Source organism: Acidocella sp. (genome assembly GCF_013044125.1).
Taxonomy (GTDB): Bacteria; Pseudomonadota; Alphaproteobacteria; order Acetobacterales; family Acetobacteraceae; genus Acidocella.
Window position 1 is genome coordinate 1 of the sequence record NZ_JABEVC010000220.1, and the last position, 13,855, is coordinate 13,855.

At 64.4% G+C, this 13,855-nt stretch carries 10 protein-coding genes; 5 read left to right on the top strand and 5 right to left on the bottom strand.

The window, feature by feature from the left end; all coding sequences use genetic code 11:
- The 4 genes from HKL97_RS13190 to HKL97_RS13205 form a co-directional block, all read right to left on the bottom strand.
- The coding region (locus tag HKL97_RS13190) for a carbohydrate ABC transporter permease (RefSeq protein WP_291426120.1) at positions 1 to 800 on the bottom strand (800 nt) is incomplete at its 3' end.
- Positions 801 to 809: 9 nt separating this feature from the next.
- The gene (locus tag HKL97_RS13195) at positions 810 to 1,706 is read right to left on the bottom strand and encodes a carbohydrate ABC transporter permease (protein ID WP_291426122.1); all 897 of its coding nucleotides are present in this window, start codon (positions 1,704 to 1,706) and stop codon (positions 810 to 812) included.
- An 85-nt stretch (positions 1,707 to 1,791) separates the two neighbouring features.
- Positions 1,792 to 3,099 (bottom strand): sugar ABC transporter substrate-binding protein, encoded by a 1,308-nt coding sequence (locus HKL97_RS13200; RefSeq protein ID WP_291426124.1) that lies wholly within the window; start codon positions 3,097 to 3,099, stop codon positions 1,792 to 1,794.
- 578 nt (positions 3,100 to 3,677) lie between these two features.
- Positions 3,678 to 4,577 (bottom strand): LysR family transcriptional regulator, encoded by a 900-nt coding sequence (locus tag HKL97_RS13205; protein ID WP_291426127.1) that lies wholly within the window; start codon positions 4,575 to 4,577, stop codon positions 3,678 to 3,680.
- A 140-nt stretch (positions 4,578 to 4,717) separates the two neighbouring features.
- Here HKL97_RS13205 and HKL97_RS13210 point away from each other — a divergent pair, with 140 nt between their 5' ends.
- Genes HKL97_RS13210 through gabT form a run of 5 tightly spaced genes read left to right on the top strand, consistent with a single transcriptional unit; the run spans position 4,718 to position 10,761 of the window.
- On the top strand, positions 4,718 to 5,914 hold the full coding sequence (locus HKL97_RS13210) for an acyl-CoA dehydrogenase (protein ID WP_291426130.1): 1,197 nt from the start codon (positions 4,718 to 4,720) through the stop codon (positions 5,912 to 5,914).
- A gap of 3 nt (positions 5,915 to 5,917) precedes the next feature.
- Entirely contained in the window at positions 5,918 to 7,132 is a 1,215-nt protein-coding gene (locus HKL97_RS13215; RefSeq protein ID WP_291426132.1) for a CaiB/BaiF CoA-transferase family protein, read from the top strand.
- A gap of 58 nt (positions 7,133 to 7,190) precedes the next feature.
- Positions 7,191 to 7,940: a gamma-glutamyl-gamma-aminobutyrate hydrolase family protein gene (locus HKL97_RS13220; protein ID WP_291426135.1), complete on the top strand. Its 750-nt coding sequence runs from the start codon at positions 7,191 to 7,193 to the stop codon at positions 7,938 to 7,940.
- Between the two features lie 38 nt (positions 7,941 to 7,978).
- The gene (locus HKL97_RS13225) at positions 7,979 to 9,409 is read left to right on the top strand and encodes an aldehyde dehydrogenase family protein (protein ID WP_291426137.1); all 1,431 of its coding nucleotides are present in this window, start codon (positions 7,979 to 7,981) and stop codon (positions 9,407 to 9,409) included.
- Between the two features lie 50 nt (positions 9,410 to 9,459).
- A complete protein-coding gene (gene gabT, locus HKL97_RS13230; protein WP_291426139.1) occupies positions 9,460 to 10,761 on the top strand; it encodes a 4-aminobutyrate--2-oxoglutarate transaminase in 1,302 nt (433 codons plus the stop codon).
- Positions 10,762 to 10,813: 52 nt separating this feature from the next.
- Here gabT and HKL97_RS13235 read toward each other — a convergent pair whose 3' ends face one another.
- Positions 10,814 to 13,846, bottom strand: coding sequence for an efflux RND transporter permease subunit (locus HKL97_RS13235; protein WP_291426141.1), 3,033 nt, complete (start codon positions 13,844 to 13,846; stop codon positions 10,814 to 10,816).
- Positions 13,847 to 13,855: the final 9 nt, after the last annotated feature.

Genomic DNA, 13,855 nt, shown 5'->3' on the forward strand with positions numbered 1-13,855 from the left:
AGGCCACGCACGAGCTGGCGCTGGGTCATCCAGCCGAAAACCAGGATCGGGGCGACAGCCAGGGTGGAGGCGGCGGAAAGCTTGGCCCAGAACAACCCCTGCGGGCTGGAAAAGGCGACGATGAAGGCGGTGAGGGGGGCGGCGTGCACCGCGGTGAGGTTGAGCGACCAGAAGGCCTCGTTCCAGGAGAGGATGACGGCCAGCAGCCCGGTTGAGGCGATGCCGGGACCGGCGAGGGGCAGCAGCACGACGCGGATCTGCGCCAGGGCGCCCGCGCCGTCCATGCGTGAGGCCTCGATGATGTCCCCTGGAATTTCCTTAAAGAAAGTATAGAGCATCCAGATGATGATCGGCAGGTTGGCGAGCATCATGATCGCGACGAGGCCGGTTTTGGTGTCCAGCAGGCCGGTGGATTTGCAGATGAGATAGATCGGCATCAGCACGCCCACCGCGGGCATCATCTTGGTCGAGAGAATCCAGAGCAGCAGATCCTTGGTCCAGCGATTGGGGAAGAAAGCCATGGCATAGGCCGCGGGCATGGCGAGCGCGATGGCGATGGCCGTGGAGCCGAAGGAGATGATGACCGAGTTCCAGACCGCGCCGCTGTAGTCGCCCAGCTGATTGACCTGGAAATAGTTCTGCAGGGTTGGGTGGAAGAACAGCAGCGGCGGGGTGGCGACGGCCTCAATCTCGGTTTTGAACGAGGTCAGCACCATCCACGCCACGGGGAAGAACATGGCGAGCGCCGCGCCCCAGCCGAGCAGCGAGATCCAGATGCGAAAAGCAAGTGAAGCTTTCATGGGCGGCCCCTAGATGTTGACGTTGCGTGCGATTGTGCGCACCAGGAAGAAGGCCATGATATTGGCCAGGATGATGGCCAGGACGCCGCCGGCCGAGGCGCCGCCGACATCGAAATTCACCAGCGCGCGCAGGTAGATCAGATAGGTCAGGGTTGTCGTTGCATCGCCCGGGCCGCCGGAGGTGGTGATGAAAATTTCCGCGAAAATCGCCAGCAGGAAGATCGTCTCGATCATCAGCAGGATGGAGATCGGCCGGGCGAGATGCGGCAGAATGACAAAGCGCAGCAACTGCGGGCCGCGGGCGGCATCCATGCGCGCGGCTTCCATTTGTTCGCGGTCCAGCGACTGCATCGCGGTGAGCAGAATAAGGGTGGCGAAGGGGATCCACTGCCAGGCGACGATGATGACGATGCCGGCCATCGGATAATTGGTGAACCAGTCAATGGCGCCAAAGCCGAGCTTGGTGGTGACCCAGGCGAAAACGCCGCTCACCGGGTTCATCAGCAGGTTTTTCCAGATCAGGGCGCTGACCGTGGGCATGACGAAGAACGGCGCGATGACGAACAGGCGCGCGATGCTGCGGCCCCAGAACTCCTGATCAAAGAGAATCGCGAAGGCGACACCGAAGACGATGGTGATTGCCAGCACCGAGCCGACCAGCACGACCTCGTTGAAGAGGGCCGCGAGCATCGCCGGATCTTCAAGCAGGAATTTGTAATTATTGAAGCCGGCAAAGCCGGTGATGGTGGGGTCCACCAGATTGTAGCGCTGGAAGGAGAACCATAGCGTCATCAACAACGGCACGATGGACCAGACCAGCAGCAAAAAAACCACCGGCGTTAGCAGCGGCCAGGTACGCATGAGCTTGGTGCCGCGATGCGCCATGGGGGTTTGGGGCCCTGACATGTCTCACGTCTCCTTTAAGAAAGAGCGGGGAATGAGGTGGGAAGTACCGGGAAGAGGTTTGGCCTCTTCCCGGATTTGCCGGATTTTACTTCAGATAACCGGCCTGCTGCATCGCCGCCGTCGTGCTGTCCTGCGCGCTTTGCAGGGCGGCGCTCACGGTGCTGCGTCCGGTCAGCGCGCCGGCCATATCCTGGCCGACCACCGTGCCGATCTGCTGGAACGGCGGGATGGCAACGAACTGCACGCCGGTGTAGGGCACCGGGTTGAGCGTGGGATGGTTGGGGTCGGCCGCGTTGATCGCCGCAATGGTGGCTTTCGCGAAGGGCGCCGCCTTCAGATAATCCGCATTGTCATAGGTCGAGGTACGGGTGCCCGGAGGTGCCACGACCCAGCCTTCGGTCTTGCCGACGAGATCGATATACTTCTGCGAGGTTGCCCAGGCGATGAAGGATTCAGCGGTTTTCTCGTGCTTCGTCGTGGAGGGCACGGCCAGCGCCCAGGCCCAGAGCCAGCCGGCGCCATGGGTGGTGACGGCGATCGGCGCCTTGACGAAGCCGATTTCGCCCGCGACCTGAGACTGCGTGGGGTCCTCAAGCTTGCCGGCGGCCGCGGTGGAATCAATCCACATCGCGCAATGGCCGGTTGAGAAAAGCGCCTGGTTTTCGTTGAAACCATTGGAATCGGCACCCGGAGGACCGTCTTTCTTCATCAGATCGACATAGAAATTAATCGCGTTTTCCCACGGTGCGGTGGTCAACTGAGGCTTCCAGTCCATATTGAACCAGCTGCCGCCGTAGGTGTTAACCAAGGTGGAGAGATAGGCCATGTTTTCGCCCCAGCCGGGCTTGCCGCGCAGGCAAATGCCGTACTGCTGCTTGGATTTGTCGGTCAGCTTGTCGGCAAACTGTTCAATCTGCGCGTAGGTCGGCTGCTCGGGCATGGTGAGCCCGGCTTTTGCGAAAAGATCCTTGCGATACATCGTGAAGGAGCTTTCGGCATAGAACGGCGCGGCGTAGAGCGTGTTGCCGACGCTCAGCGCCGAGCGCACCTGCGGCAGCAGATCGTTGTAATCATAAGACGCGGGGAAATTGTTGAGCGGGGCCAGCCAGCCCTGCTTCGCCCAGATCGGGGTTTCGTAGGAGCCGATCGTGATGACGTCAAACTGGCCGCCGTGGGTTGCGATGTCAGTGGTCACACGCTGGCGCAGGACGTTTTCCTCCAGAACCACCCAGTTGATTTTGTTGCCCGTCTGCTTTTCCCACTGCTTGGACAGTTTCTGCATGATAATCATGTCAGAATTGTTCACCGTGGCGATTGTGATGGTCGTGGCCGACGCCGCGCAGGGCGTGGCAAGAAGAAATGCGGCGAAAGCCGCGTTTTTAAGCAGACGCATATTACGTTCCCTCTGTTTCATTGCTGTTTGTTCGTACCCCGGCGCGCCGGGATGAAGGCGTTAGGCTTTACTCATGCGGTTGGACGGCGCCTTGCGGCCTGGACCCAGCCACACCGCGGATGAGCTTGCCCCCACCCTGGCATGAACAACGAGTACACACTCTCAACCTCAATTAACCTCAATCAACATCAACCTCCCGGCATCCTGGGCGGGCGCTTTGATTGGCCGCCGCATTGGAATGACACCAGACCCATGCTCCGCCACGAACCTGCGGCGGAGCGGCATGAATTAAACACAAACCAATTATTAAAGCAAATAGAATTATTATTAGCCGTTTGGCTAAGCCTAACCTCAGTTAGTACGGGGGGCAGGCGGGGCAAAACTCAACCTGTTAACATTAAACGCCCAGCGGGGCCTGCCCGGGACGGCATCCGCGAACAAACCTGCTTTAACACATTACGCGCCGGTAATACCAGCTGACGCGGGCCTGACTCACTGGAGAATTTCCGCGCCAGGGCGGCTCTAGCGGGCTGGGCGGCGGCATGATGCGGAGCGGCGGATGGGCTGGCTCGCTGGCGTCAACCGGGGGCAGGCTTTAACTGGCCCAGCAGCGCCATGAACTGCCTGACCGCGGGGGAGGCTTCGGCGTGGCGGGAGGCGAGCACCAGATCGGAGCTGAGATCCAACCCGCGCACCGGGCGCAGCACCGTGCCGGGGATGCGTAGATTGCCCACCGAGACGGGTACCAGCCCGAAGCCCAGCCCGGCGGCGACCGTGGTGATGACGGTGAGAAAGTCGCGCACCGGCTCCATGATGACCGGGTTGAACCCCCCGGCGCGGCCCAGCTCCTGGATGCGGGTGAGAAACCCCGCTTCCTCGCCGAAATGGGGCACCAGCAAAGGGATGCCCGCGAGATCCGCCGGGATGATCGCCTCCTGGCGCGCCAGCGGGTGGCCGGCCGGCAGGGCGATCAGCAGAGGGTCGCGGCTGAGACGGAACACCCTGATCTCGACCGGGTATTGCTTGCGCGCGCGGATGAAGCCGATGTCCAGCCGGCCGGTGGCGATGTCCTCGATCTGGCGGGGGGTTTCCAGCTCGCGCAGATGCACATCCACGCCCGGCGCCACCGCGCGGTAGCGGCGCACGAAGTCTGACACGGTGCCGGCCAGCGCCGCCGAGGCGACATAGCCGATCTCGATCCGGCCAAGCTCGCCCCGCCCGGCGCGCCTGCCCACCGTCTCCCCGCGCTCAGCCTGGCGCAGGATCAGCTTGGCCTCGGGCAGAAACAGCGCGCCGGTGGTGGTGAGGGTGACGCTGGAGCGCTTGCTGCGGTTGAACAGGCGGGCGCCGAGCAGGGCCTCCAGCGCCATGACCGTGCGGCTGACGGCAGATTGGGTCATGCCCAGGCGGTCCGCCGCGCGGGCGAAATGCAGCTCCTCGGCAACCATCTCGAAGCAGCGCAGCTGATGCAGTTCCACGGCTTGACCTCCGGCATCTGGAGTTTAATGCTAAAATAACATTAAACTTCCATTTTAATTCCTTTGCGCCGGTTTTGAAGGTGCGGCAAGAGTAACGCCGCCACCCCGCAAGCCGGGCGTTTTTCAGCAAGGAATTCACCATGACGCAGCCGCAAGCCACCAAAGGGAAAATGGGTCCGTTCAAGTGGAGCGACCCGTTGCGGCTTGAGAGCCTGTTGAGCGAGGAGGAGCGCGCCATCCGCGACGCCGCGCATGATTATTGCCAGGAAAAATTGCAGCCGCGCGTGCTGAAAGCCTTCCGCGAGGAGCATTTTGACCGCTCGATCATGAACGAGCTGGGCGAGCTGGGCTTCCTCGGCGCGACGCTTGGCACCCATGGCTGCGCCGATGTCAGCTATGTCGCCTACGGGCTGATCTCGCGCGAGGTGGAGCGCGTGGACAGCGGCTACCGCTCCGCTTTCTCGGTGCAGTCCTCGCTGGTGATGTACCCGATCTATGCGTTCGGCTCGCAGGCGCAGAAGGATAAATATCTGCCCAGGCTGCGCACGGGTGAATTTGTCGGCTGTTTTGGCCTGACCGAGCCGGATGCCGGGTCTGACCCCGCCTCGATGCGCACCAAGGCGGTGAAGGTGGATGGCGGTTATGTGCTCAACGGCTCGAAAACCTGGATCACCAATTCACCGCTCGCCGATGTGCTGCTGGTGTGGGCCAAGGACGATGCGGGCGATATTCGCGGCTTCCTCATCGAGCGCGGCGCCGCCGGGCTGAGCACGCCCAAGATCGAGGGCAAGGTGAGCCTGCGCGCCTCCACCACCGGCATGATCATGATGCAGGATGTGTTCGTGCCCGAGGAGGCGCTGCTGCCCGGCGTGAAGGGCCTGCGCGGCCCGTTCTCCTGCCTCAACAACGCGCGCTACGGCATCGCCTGGGGCGCGCTGGGGGCGGCGGAGTTCTGCTGGCATGCCGCGCGCGACTATACGCTGGGGCGCAAGATGTTCGGCCGCCCGCTCGCCGCGACACAGCTGGTGCAGAAAAAACTGGCCGATATGCAGACCGAGATCACCCTTGGCCTGCACAGCGTGTTGCAACTGGGCCGCCTGCTCGATGCGGGCCAAGCCGCGCCGGAGATGATCTCCCTGCTCAAGCGCAACAACTGCGGCAAGGCGCTCGATATTGCCCGCGTTGCGCGCGACATGCACGGCGGCAACGGCATCGCCGATGAGTATCATGTGATCCGCCACATGGTGAACCTGGAGACGGTGAACACCTATGAGGGCGCGCATGATGTGCATGCGCTCATCCTGGGCCGCGCGATGACCGGCATCGCGGCGTTTTAGAGCATGCCCGGCCCGCTGCACGGCGTTCGCGTTCTCGACCTCAGCCGTATTCTGGCCGGCCCCTGGGCGGGGCAGGTGCTGGCGGATCTGGGGGCTGAGGTTATCAAGGTCGAGCGGCCGGAGGTGGGCGATGATACGCGCAGCTGGGGACCGCCGTTTCTGCCACCCGCGGCGGGCGGGCCGGCGCGCGGCGAGAGCGCCTATTTCCTCTGCGCCAACCGGGGCAAAAAATCGGTGACGATCGACTTCGCCAAACCCGAGGGGCAGGCGCTGGTGAAGCGGCTGGCCGCGCAGAGCGACATTCTGCTGGAGAACTTCAAGGTGGGCGGCCTGGCCAGGCTGGGGCTCGGCCCCGCGGATATGGCGGAGGTCAACCCCAGGCTGATTTATTGCTCAATCACCGGGTTTGGCCAAACCGGCCCCTACCGCGCCCGCGCCGGCTATGATTTTTTGATGCAGGGCATGGGCGGGCTGATGAGCCTGACCGGGGAGCCGGACGGGGAGCCGATGAAGGTGGGCGTGGCCGTGACCGACGTGTTCACCGGCATGTATGCCGCCACCTCCGTGCTGGCGGCGCTGGCCGAGCGCGCGCGCAGCGGGCTGGGGCAGCATATCGATATCGCGCTGTTTGACGTGCAGATCGCCACGCTGGCCAACCAGATCATGAGTTATCTCGTCTCCGGGGAGCAGCCGCCGCGGCTGGGCAACGCGCATCCGAGCATTGTGCCTTATCAGGTGTTTCCGGCGCAGGATGGCCATGTGATCCTGGCCATCGGCAATGATGAGCAGTTCAGGCGCTTCGCGGATTTTGCCGGTGCGCCGGAGCTGGCGCTCGATGCGCGCTTTGCCACCAACCCGGCGCGGGTGAGAAACCGGGCGGCGCTGATCCCCCTGTTGGAAGCGCTGATGCGCCAGCGCCCGGCCCAGAGCTGGATTGCCGGGCTGGAGATGATCGGCGTGCCCTGCGGCCCGATCAACCAATTCGCCGATCTGGAGGGGCATGAACAGGTGCGGGCGCGCGGCATCTTCAAAACCGTGCCGCACCCCAGCGCCGGTTCGATGCGCAGCGTCGCCAACCCGATGCGCTTCTCGCGCACCCAAGTGGAGGATGAGCGCGCCTCTCCGCTGCTGGGCGCGGATACGCAGGATGTGCTGGGCGGGATGCTTGGAATTTCCGGCGAGGAGTTGGGCGCGCTGCGGCTGGCCGGCATTGTATGAGCGGGCGGATTTTTCATGTGCTGAACGGTATAAAAAACCAATGGTCCAAGGCTGATAAATGAAAACGGCACGCAGGCCCGTGGTGGGCGTTATTACTGACATGCGCGATCTGGGCGGCATGGCGTATCAGATCATCGGCGATAAATATGTGCAGGCGGTGTCGCAATTTGCCGGTTGCCTGCCGATCGCACTGCTGAGCGAGCAGGGGCGCGGCGGCGTGGACGACCTGCTGGCGCTGTGCGATGGATTTCTTTTCACCGGCAGCCCCTCGAACATCCGGCCCTGGCGCTACGGCGATACGGCGGCGGGGGATGGGCCGTTCGACGATGCGCGCGATGCGCTCTCGCTCATGCTCATCCCCGCGATTCTGCGCGCGCGGGTGCCCGCACTTTTCATCTGCCGGGGGTTGCAGGAATTGAATGTCGCGCAGGGCGGCACATTACAGACCAAAATCCCCGCGCGGGAGCCGGCGGTTGAGCATCACGCCCCGGAAGACGCCCGTTACGAGGACCGCTACGCGCCGCTGCACCGGGTGAGCCTGATTGAAGCCTCGCCTCTGGCCGATGTATTCTGCGCGCCGTCTTTCGCGGTGAATTCGCTGCATTATCAGGCTTTGGCAAAAATCGGCGCGGGGCTCACCGTGCATGGCTATGCCGAGGACGGCATCCCCGAGATTGTCGCTGCTGATGGGCATCCCTTCGCCATCGGCGTACAATGGCACCCGGAATACCGGCCCGAGCTGAGCGCGCCCAACCGCGCGCTGTTTGAGCATTTTGGCCAGGCCGTGCGCGCCCGGCGGGACGCATGAAACCGGCGTTTGAAGTTTTTTTATAAGGAATAACAACGATGGCACATGAGCGGCAGTTTTATATCAATGGCGAATGGGTGGACCCGGTGACGCCGCGCACGATGGATGTGATCAACCCCGCGACCGAAGAGGCGTTCACGCAGATCTCGCTGGGCTCCAAAGCCGATGTGGACCTCGCCGTGGCCGCCGCGCGCAAGGCGTTCGAGACATTCAGCCAGACGACGCGCGCGGAGCGGCTCGATCTGCTCAAGCGGATTCTCGCGGCCTTCCAGGCCCGCTATGAGGATATCGCCAACGCGATCACGCTGGAGCTTGGCGCGCCGGTGACGCTGGCGCATAAATCGCAGGCGGCCATCGGTGTTGGGCATCTGACCCAGATGATCTCGGTGCTGGAGACTTTCGAGTTCGAGCACATGCAGGGCACGACGCTGATCGCCAAGGAGCCGATCGGCGTGGTCGGCATGATCACGCCATGGAACTGGCCGATCAACCAGATCACCTGCAAGGTCTGCCCGGCGATTGCCGCCGGTTGCACCATGGTGCTCAAACCATCCGAAATCGCGCCGCTGGATGCCATCATCTTCGCCGAGGTGATGCATGCGGCGGGGGTTCCGCCCGGCGTGTTCAATCTGGTCAACGGCGATGGCCCCGGCGTGGGCACCGCGATGTCCGAGCATCCTGATATAGACATGATCTCCTTCACCGGCTCCACGCGCGCGGGGATTCTCATCGCCAAGGCCGCGGCGGATACGATCAAGCGCGTGCACCAGGAGCTGGGCGGAAAATCGGCCAATATCCTGCTCGACGATGTGGATATCGAAGCCGCGGTGACCACCGGCGTGGTGGATTGTTTCCAGAACACCGGCCAGTCCTGCAATGCGCCGACGCGCATGTTTGTCCCCGCACAGTTCCGCGGCGTGGCGGTGGACGCCGCCCGGCGTGCCGCCGAGGCCATCAAGGTCGGCGCGCCGGCGGACCCGCAGGTTTATATGGGGCCGGTGATCAGCCAGCTGCAATATGACAAGATCCAGGCGATGATCCAGGCCGGGATCGACGAAGGGGCGACGCTCGTGACCGGGGGCACCGGCCGCCCGGACGGGCTGAACCGGGGCTATTATGTCCGCCCGACCGTGTTTGCCGATGTGACGCCGGATATGCGCATCGCGCGGGAGGAGATTTTCGGCCCCGTGCTCTCCATCCTCACCTATGAGACCCCGGCGCAGGTGATCGCGCTGGCGAATGATACGGTTTATGGCCTGGCCGCCTATGTGCAATCAGGCAGCCGCGAACGGGCGCAGGAAATTTCGCGCAAGATGCGCAGCGGCAATGTGTACATCAATTATCCGAAAGGCGATCTGAACGCACCCTTCGGCGGCTACAAACAGTCCGGCAACGGCCGCGAATGGGGCCAGTGGGGGCTTGAAGAGTTCCTCGAAATTAAAGGCGTTGTCGGTTACGCCGCGGGATAAGGGCGGGGCTTTCACCAGAACCACTTTCACCAGAGCCAAGGAAATATCTCATGTTGAATACAGCTTCCAAACCAGACACCACCCAGAGCAACGCCGCCTGGGAGGCACGGCGCCAGGCCGCGACACCGCGCGGCGTGAGCGTGCTGGAGACTTTCTACGCCGAGCGGGCGCTCAATGCCGAATTATGGGACATCGAGGGCAACCGCTATATCGACTTCGCGGGCGGCATCGCGGTGCTGAACACCGGCCATTGCCACCCCCGCGTGATCGCCGCGGTTAGCGAACAACTCGGCCGCTTCAGCCACACCGCGTATCAGGTGGTGCCCTATGCGGGGTATGTCTCGCTCGCCGAGCAAATGAACCGCCGCGCGCCGGGGGCTGAGGCCAAGAAGACCATGCTGGTGACCACCGGCGCCGAGGCGGTGGAAAATGCCGTCAAGATCGCCCGCGCGGCGACCGGGCGTTCGGGCGTCATCGCGTTCGACGGCGCCTTCCATGGCCGCACGCTGCTCGGCATGGCGCTGACCGGCAAGGTGGTTCCCTACAAGACCGGCTTTGGCGCGATGCCGGGCGATGTCTTCCACGCCCCCTTCCCCAACCCGCTGCATGGCGTCAGCATCGAGGATTCGCTGGCCCATGTCCGCCGGCTGTTCAAGAGCGATATCGACCCCAAGCGTATCGCCGCGTTCATCTACGAGCCGGTGCAGGGCGAAGGCGGGTTCTACCCGGCGCCGGTGGCGTTTATTCGCGGCCTGCGCGAAATTGCCGATGAGCACGGCATTCTGCTGATCGCCGATGAAATCCAGTGCGGCGCGGCGCGTACCGGGACGTTCTTCGCCTCCGCGCAGCATGATGTGCGTATCGACCTGCTTACCTTCGCCAAGAGCATCGCCGCCGGGCTGCCGCTGGCCGGTGTGGTGGGCCGCGCGGCGCTGATGGATGCGGCGGCCCCCGGCGGGCTGGGCGGCACCTATGCCGGCAATCCGCTGGCGGTTGCCGCGGCCCATGCGGTGCTGGAGATCATCGAGGATGAGAAACTGGAGCACCGCGCCACGGTGCTGGGCGAGCGGTTGAAAGCCCGGCTGAACGCGCTGCGCGAGGCGGTGCCGTTCATCGCCGATGTGCGCGGGCCGGGCAGCATGGTGGCGGCCGAGTTCATCAACCCCAAGGATGGCGAGCCGCAGCCGGAGTTCGTGAAAAAGGTGCAGGCCATCGCGCAGCAGCGCGGGCTGATTTTGCTGGTCTGCGGCGTTTACAGCAATGTCATCCGCTTCCTCTACCCGCTGACGATCCAGGATAGCGTGTTCGCCGAAGCGCTCGATACGCTGGAATACGCGCTGCGCCACGCCTGAGCCAAGCCTGTTGAGAGAGATGGCCGGTATAAAAACCGGCCATACCCGGCGCTTATTTGCCGCGGTAGCGAATGTATAAAGCCGGGATCAGGTTGGTGCTGAGCAGCGCGCTCCAGACGATGCCGCCCGCGATGACGACGGCCAGCCCCTGCTCGGGCGCGGCGCCCGCGCCAAACCCCAGAGCGGTGGGCAGCATGCCCAGCACGGCGACAACGGTGGTGAGAAAAATCGGGCGGAAGCGCACATTCAGCGCTTCCTCCATGGCCTGCGCCGGGGCCAGCCCGGCATTCTCGTTTTGCTGGGCGCGGTCAAGCAGCACAATGCCGTGGTTCAGGCTGACGCCCACCAGGGTGAGGAAGCCGACCAGGCCGATCCCGTTCAGCCCCAGCCCGCTGGCCGCCAGGGCCAGCGCGCCGCCGGTCATCGCCAGGGGAATCTGCATCATCAGCAATCCTGGCGCACGCCGGCCGCCAAAACGCAGCACCAGCACGCCGGCCATGAGGATGACCGCGGCGAGCGAGGCGATGCCCAGGCCGAGGACGGCTCTCTCCAGCATGGGGTACAACCCGCCGAACGCAATGCGGTAGTCAGGCGGCAGCTTCAGGCTGGCCAGCGCCCGCTTGGCTGCGGCGATGGCGGTCCCCGGCGCGGTGGTGGGGGTTGCCAGAATATCGAAGGCGCGCGCGCCGTCGATATGGTGAAACTGGTTCGGGCTGGTGACGAGGCTGATGCTGGCGAGCTGGCCGAGCGGCGTGCCGCTCTGGCTGCCAACAGGCAGGGCGGCCAGGTCATTGAGGGAAAACGCAGCCGGATCAGGCAGGCGGATATAAACCGGCAGCGCGATGTTGCCGTCCGGCACGCGCGCCACCACCTGCCCGGCGAGCAGGGCGGCCAGCTCATGGCTCAACTGCGCGGGCGTGAGTCCGGCCGCGGCCAGGGCGGCGGGACGCGGCTGCACGTTGATCTGCGTTTCTGGATAGCCGTCGTTATTGAACACGCCAGAGAGGCCGTTCACCTTGTCCAGCCGGGAAGTGATCGCATCCGCCAGCGTGGCCATCTCAGCGAATTTCGTGCCGTACAGCTGGATTTCAAAGGGTTGCGGCAGGCCCGAGAGGCTCTCGCCCAGGCGCTCGACTGTCGGCGTGTCCACCCCGAGCTGCACCGAGGGGGTCTGGCTGGCGGCGAGTATCTGGGCGGCAATCGCATCCAGGCTGTTTGCCCCGGCGCCGGGTTTCAGCAGAATCTCGATCTCCCCAGCGTAGGCTGGCTCGGTGTAGTTGCTGCCCGCGGCCGAACCGATGCGCGCCAGGCTGTGGGCCACTGCGGGGTTGGCGTTGATGCGGGTGACGATTGAATTGACCGCCGCCTGCGTGTCCAGCAGCGCGGTGCCGGGAGGCAGGGTGAAGGATTCCAGCAGCACGCCCTCGTTCGGCAAGGGGAGAATATTCACCGAGACCAGGCTCATCGCCGCCAGGCTTACCAACAGCAGCAGGAAACAGCCGCCGATGGCCCAGCGCGGATGGCGCAGCACAAAGTTGAACAGGCGGCGGTTGTGGCGCCGCAGCGCGGCCAGGAGCTGCTCGCTGCGCCGCGAGGGCTGCGGGATGGCGCCGCCATGGCGCACCAGGCTGAGGCCGAGCGGGATGAGCGTGAGCGACACCAGCAGGGAGGCCAGCAGAGAGAACACCATGCCCAAAGCGAAGGGGATGAAAAACAGCCCGGCCAGCCCGCCGGTGAACAACAAGGGGACGAACACCAGGATGGTGGTCAGCGTGCCGATGATGTCCGGCGCCGCGATGTCGCGCAGGCCGCGCAAAACACCGGCGGCGGGGGCATCGCCCGCCTCCCAGCGGTGGCAGATGCTCTCCAGCACAATGATTGCGTCATCGGCCACCAGCCCCAGCGCCACGGTGATCGCGCCCAGCGTCATCAAATTGAGGCTCTGCCCGGCGGCATACAGCCCGGCGATGCCCAGCAGCAGCGAGACCGGGATGCTCAACGCCAGCAGCCACGCGCCGCTGCGCGCGCCCAGCACGAAGAGCATGACCGCAATCGCCAGCACGCCGCCGATGATGAGATTGCGCCGCAGATCCGCCCCCACCGCATGCACCAGATGCCCTTGGTCATAAATGCGGATGAACCGCACGCCGGGCGGGAGCTGGCCGCGCAACGCCGCCAGCCTGCGGGCGATGGCTTGCGTCACCGGCAGGGTGGAGGCGCCTTGTTGCTTGAAAATCGTCAGCGCGATGCTTGGCTGGCCGTCCAGCAATTCACGCTGATGGGTGGGCAGCGTGGCATGGATGATGCGCGCCAAGCTGCCCAGCGCCACCGGCCCGTTTGGCCCGGCGACCAGCGTTGCGTTTAAATCGGCAATGCGCGTGGGCAGGTTATGCAGCTCAATCAACGAATCCTGATGCCCGAGCGTGAGATACCCGCCGGGCGCCAGACTCACCTGCCCGGCCAGCGCGGCGGTGAGCGCGCTCACCGGGATATGCGCCTGACGCAGGGCGTTCAGGTCCGGCTGCACCCAGAGCGCCGCATCGCCAATGCCGGCGCTATCAACCAGCTGCACGCCGGATATCGCGCGCAAGGCGGGGACGATGGTGGCGGCGACCACGCGGGAAACCTCCTCATGGGGCACCCCGGCGGGGATTTGCAGCGCATAGTCGGCCACTTCGTTGATCGCGTTGCCCATAATCTCGGACAAAGGCTGGGCGGCGGGCGGCAGGCTGGCGCGCACGCGGTCAATCGCGCCGTTGACGGCCTGGAGATCGGCGTTAGGGTCCGTGCCCGCGCGGAAGCGCAAATCGGTTTCAACCACCCCATCGCCGATGGCCGAGCGCACCTGCGTCACATCCGGCAGGCCGAGCAGCTGGCCCTCAAGCGGGGTGGCGACCAGGGTTTCCATGCTGGTGGCCGTGGTGCCCGGCAGATGCGTGATGACGCTGATCGCCGGAAAATTGAACGCCGGCAGAACCTCGACCGGAATGTTCACCAGCGCGTAAACGCCGTAGCCGATCATCCCGCCGTACAGCAAAATCCACAGCGCGGGCCGCAGCAACACGCGGATGAATGAAGACATCATGGGCGCGGC